Raw genomic sequence first — 703 nt, 5'->3', positions numbered from 1 at the left:
CGGCGCACCTTCGGTGGCATCAGACATGTCCATCGATTTCTCCTATGTCGTGAAATTCCAGGAGAAAGTCTGCACAGGGTCAGGTGGGGAAAACAGGTGTGGATTCTTGGGCGCTTACGCAAGATCCGCAAACTCTACGCCATCGAGAAACGGATCGAAAAACTGCCGCCGGAAGAAAAGACCCGGCAGCGTCAGCAGCTGGCGCAACCGGTGCTCGATGACCTCAAGGCCTGGCTGGAGAAAAACAGCACCCGGGTGCCCAGGGACAGCCTGACCTATAAGGCCATCCAATACACCCTCAACCAGTGGGAACTGCTCATCGGTTACCTTGCCGATGGACGACTGAATATCAGCAACGCCCTGGCGGAAAACGCCATCCGTCCCTTTGCGGTCGGACGCCGGAACTGGCTCTTTGCCGATACCCCTCGTGGAGCGAAGGCCAGCGCCACCACCTACAGCCTGATCGAGACGGCCAAGGCCAATGGCGTGGAACCGTTTGCCTACCTCCACCATGTGCTGCAGCACATCGGCAATGCCAGGACGGTTGAGGACATTGAAGCCCTGCTACCCTGGAACACGCCTGTCAAAAAAATGCAATAGGGCTGATTGTTTGGCGCTTACGCCTCACTGACGACCCTCAAACCGGCTCCGACAGGAACAGCAAAATTCTTTCCCAGACTGACAACCGGCGCAAGCAGCATTA

Annotated in this window: 1 protein-coding gene; it reads left to right on the top strand. The window is 57.0% G+C overall.

Features of this window, described 5'->3' with window-relative positions:
• The first annotated feature begins 96 nt into the window (after nt 1-96).
• Nucleotides 97-600 carry an IS66 family transposase gene (locus tag ACOCD2_RS24080; protein ID WP_419601930.1) on the top strand — a complete coding sequence of 168 codons (504 nt, stop codon included), beginning with the start codon at nt 97-99 and terminating at the stop codon, nt 598-600.
• Nucleotides 601-703: the final 103 nt, after the last annotated feature.

The sequence above is a fragment of the Thiolapillus sp. genome, from assembly GCF_048562965.1.
In the GTDB taxonomy this organism is placed as follows: domain Bacteria; phylum Pseudomonadota; class Gammaproteobacteria; order Chromatiales; family Chromatiaceae; genus Thiolapillus; species Thiolapillus brandeum_A.
The sequence above is the reverse complement of the archived record's forward strand: the minus strand, read 5'-3'. Positions and strand labels throughout refer to the sequence as shown.